Genomic DNA, 3,745 nt, shown 5'->3' on the forward strand with positions numbered 1-3,745 from the left:
CCTGCGCGCGCCGTTCGCGGGAACGCTCAAAGCGATCAAATGCAAGGTCGGCGACATCGTCCAGGAAGGCGTCGAACTCGCCGAGATCGAACCGGCTCAGGACGCAACGGAGGCGCAATGTCCATCGTGACGGGGTTCGCATCGTTGAACTCGGCCTGCGCGACGAGCTGCACAACGCCACCACGCTGCTGAGGGTTGAGGCGCGGTTCGCGTCGAATGCGAATCCAATGAAAGTCGTGCTGCATCAGATTCGGATCGTCGGCGACGGGCCCCTCTCGTCGCAGGAAATCGGCAGGGACAGGCGCCAACGAGCAATCGGGGCCATCATGAGCCTGCGCTCCGCAACGGATCCCGCGCCACCCAGCGTTCGTCCTGCTTGCGGTACTGTTTCTTCACCGCCGCCCATGCGACGCGGTGTGCGCTGCTTTCCTGTTCCTCGGGGCCGCGGTCGGCGTTGTCGGCGAAGGCGTTGTTGAAGGCGGCAAGGTAGATCGACTGCGCGTGCAGGGGCAGCCGCACCTGTAGCGATGGAGGGAGGTCGTCGATCGAGCTATAAGGCATCCTCAGACCTCCGGCGCGGAACGCGGCGTAGGGGAGACGCTCGCATCCGAATGAGGCGGCCTCGCGTCGCGCTGAAACGGCGTGCGGCCATTGGCCTGATGCGGAACAAGGACTTGATGCTTATCAATCGAGCCGCGCCGGGCGCTTCTAAGCTGGGCGCACCGTCGGCGCCGGGGGCGTTCGTGTCGGGATCAGGACGGCTCAACGACCGTCGACACCAGGGGAGCACGACCATGATCAAGGATCTCATCGTCAATCTCGAACGAAACCCGGCGCGCGACCAGATCGCCGACGTCGCGGTTGCGATCGCGCAGACCTTCGACGCCCATGTCTCGGGCGTCTGCTTCGCCTATGAATCGCTGCCGAGCTTCGCGATGCCGGACTTTCCGTCCGATCTCCTCACCAAGATGCTGGCCGAAAGCGAGACCTCCGCGCGCGCCGCGGTCGAACGCTTCGAGGCGGCGTGCAAGCGCGAGGGGGTCTCGGCGGAGCATCATCTGCTGGAGACGCCGTACGGCACGGCCGGCCGGTTTCCGCGGATGGCACGGCGGTTCGACCTGTCGGTGATCATGCAGTCCGATCCGGACAACGTCGACAACGATATTCTGATCGAACAGGTGCTGTTCGATTCCGGCCGGCCGGTGCTGATCGTGCCCTATATCCAGAAGGCGCCGCTCAAGCTCGACCGGGTGATCTGCGGCTGGGATGGCAGCCGCGCCGCCACCCGGGCGATCAACGACGCAATGCCGTTCCTGCGCCGCGCCGGCGCGGTCGAGCTCCTGATCGTGCGTGACCACAAGGTCCGCGACGAAAAAGAGCTGCGCGGCATCGAGATGGCCAACCATCTGGCGCGCCACGGGATCAAGCTCGACATCAAGATGATCACCGCGCCGGATGTCGGCGTCGCCGCCACGATCCTGTCGCATGTCGCGGACTCCTCCGCCGACCTGCTGGTGATGGGCGGCTATGGCCATTCGCGCCTGCGCGAATTCGTGCTCGGCGGCGTGACCCGCGAGATGCTGTCGTCGATGACGGTGCCGGTGCTGATGTCGCATTGACGCGCCGGACGGCGGTATCCGTGGCCAGGTCGGCCGGGTGCGGCGTCGCGGCGCGCAGCCCGTTGACGCGCGTCAACGGCAGAACCGGGCGCGCGCGTCAGACTTGACCCAACAGCCGGCTGCTTCGATACAGCCGGCCGCATTCGCTCGCCCCGAGCCGCGCCGGTCCTCGGGCCTTTCCCCTGCAAGCCAGAACTGGAGACCACCTGCGATGGTCGAACTCGTGACCCTGACGCCGAATCCGGCGATTGATCTGTCGACATCGGTCGAGCGCATGGTGCCGAGCCGCAAGCTGCGCTGCGCGGCGCAGCAGCGCGACCCAGGCGGCGGCGGCATCAATGTCGCGCGGGTGGTGAAGCGGTTCGGCGGCGACGTCGAGGCGATTTTCCCGGCCGGCGGCTTCACCGGCCAGTTGCTGCGATCGCTGCTCGACCGCGAGCACATTCCCAGTCGGGTGGTCGATGCGGTGGCCGAGACCCGCGAGGATTTTTCCGTCACCGAGGCCGCGACCGGCCAGCAATTCCGCTTCGTGCTGCCCGGCCTGCCGCTCGCCGAGGGCGAATGGCGCGGCTTGCTGGAGCTTCTCGCCGGCACCACTCCGGCGCCGAAGATCGTGGTCGGCAGCGGCAGCCTGCCGCCCGGCGTGCCGCATGATTTCTACGCCCAGGCCGCCGCGGTGGCGAAGCGGATCGGCGCGCAATTCTTCCTCGACACCTCCGGCGCCTCGCTGGTGGCCGCGCTCGACCAAGGCGTCACGCTGATCAAGCCGAATCTGCGCGAGATGCAGGAACTGGCCGGACGTCCGCTCGAAGGCGAGAAGGATTGGATCGAAGCCGCGCGGCAACCGATCGCGGCCGGCAAGGTCGAAATCGTCGCGCTGTCGCTCGGCCATCTCGGCGCGCTGCTGGTGACCAAAGACTTGGCGCTGCGCTCGCCGGCGCTGCCAGTCAATCAGGTCTCCACCGTCGGCGCCGGCGACAGTTTTCTGGGCGCGATTGCCTTCAGCCTGGCGAAGGGCCGGCCGATCGAGGACGCCTTCCGCCTCGCACTCGCCTCGGGCTCCGCGTCGCTGACGATGCAGGGCACCGAATTGTGCCGGCCGGCGGATGTCGAGCGGCTGTGTGCGCAGGTCGTGATCGAGGCGCTGTAACCGGCGTGGCCGTAAACTGGCCATTGTCGGATCAAAGGAAGCCAGTTCCGCCTTGGCGAGCGCGCCTGCGAAAAGGCCGTTCTCCATCGTCAGCGCTCCGATTCTGGCGCGCAGCGATCTGACGTCGATGTCGGGCGCCGCCGGCGCCGTGCCTCACGGCCCCAGCCCCGAAGTCGCCCGCTCGAGCTGCGCTTCCACGTCTTGATCTGGCTGGGCTGAGAATCGAAATGCGGCCGGCGGTGGGGTTATCGTCCGATCGCCCTTGATGGTGCCGACGCCACTTGGCCTTGAAGCTCCGCGGGTGCTTCCGGCGCGGGCGCCTGCCCGTTGTCTTCCCTGTTCATGGCCACGATCGCCGCCGTCGCCAGAAGCTCGAAGCATCTTTCTGTCAGAATTTCAGCGACCGGCTCGCTCCAAACGAGGGTCGAAGCCCAGCTTAACCCCCGTAATCAGCAGGCTTTCCGCCCCGCCAGGCGCGAAATCAAGAAGTTCGCGAAACTTTCATTTCTCCGCTTGCAGTCCGCTGAGGGGCCGTCTATAAACACACCTACGCGCTGCCCGCCGGTCGGGCGCTCCTTTGACTTTCACGTCGAGGGATAAGTTCGCGTCTTTGATGCTCCTCACTTCGATGAGTGACGCAACAGCCGATAGGTGTCGGTTGGGGTCGTTCATTGACGCTGAAGGGTGACGCACCTCTAAAGGGTGTGTGAGGTCTTTTGGCCTCGGGCTGTTTGACAAGTGAAGATGAAGAAAGAGAAACGTGGACGGCGAAGTCCTTGCGGGTCTTGATTGTGAGAGGGCTTCGGCTCTTGATCGTTGAGACCGGACGAAAGACTTCGGCGGTTACACGTTTCAAAGGTTACACCATGACGTCTTCGGATGTCGTGTCGATCGCGATGTGAATCGTTGGTCGGCGTATATGGTGGGACCTCGTCAAAACGTTGTGATCAGCCGGTTCAAAGTTTCAAGTCCAACT

General features: G+C 65.2%; 4 protein-coding genes. 3 read left to right on the forward strand and 1 reads right to left on the reverse strand.

The window, feature by feature from the left end; translation table 11 throughout:
• The coding region (locus BMY71_RS24695; RefSeq protein ID WP_139202746.1) for an HlyD family efflux transporter periplasmic adaptor subunit at positions 1–130 on the forward strand (130 nt) is incomplete at its 5' end.
• A gap of 194 nt (positions 131–324) precedes the next feature.
• Here BMY71_RS24695 and BMY71_RS24185 read toward each other — a convergent pair.
• Complete coding sequence (locus tag BMY71_RS24185) at positions 325–561, reverse strand: ChaB family protein (protein WP_092686402.1); 237 nt, start codon at positions 559–561, stop codon at positions 325–327.
• 233 nt (positions 562–794) lie between these two features.
• On the opposite strand from BMY71_RS24185, the gene BMY71_RS24190 reads away from it, so the two are divergent.
• Both BMY71_RS24190 and BMY71_RS24195 read left to right on the forward strand, forming a co-directional pair.
• A complete protein-coding gene (locus BMY71_RS24190; RefSeq protein ID WP_092686403.1) occupies positions 795–1,619 on the forward strand; it encodes a universal stress protein in 825 nt (274 codons plus the stop codon).
• A 211-nt stretch (positions 1,620–1,830) separates the two neighbouring features.
• Entirely contained in the window at positions 1,831–2,769 is a 939-nt protein-coding gene (locus BMY71_RS24195) for a 1-phosphofructokinase family hexose kinase (protein WP_092686404.1), read from the forward strand.
• The last annotated feature ends 976 nt before the right edge of the window (positions 2,770–3,745 follow it).

The sequence above is a fragment of the Rhodopseudomonas pseudopalustris genome, assembly GCF_900110435.1.
Classification (GTDB): Bacteria; Pseudomonadota; Alphaproteobacteria; order Rhizobiales; family Xanthobacteraceae; genus Rhodopseudomonas; species Rhodopseudomonas pseudopalustris.

What these genes read in the sequence shown, in the direction of transcription:
- BMY71_RS24190 (WP_092686403.1), top strand. Translation starts at nt 795, where the DNA reads ATGATCAAGGATCTCATCGTCAATCTCGAACGAAACCCGGCGCGCGAC.
- BMY71_RS24185 (WP_092686402.1), bottom strand. Translation starts at nt 561, where the DNA reads ATGCCTTATAGCTCGATCGACGACCTCCCTCCATCGCTACAGGTGCGG.
- BMY71_RS24195 (WP_092686404.1), top strand. Translation starts at nt 1,831, where the DNA reads ATGGTCGAACTCGTGACCCTGACGCCGAATCCGGCGATTGATCTGTCG.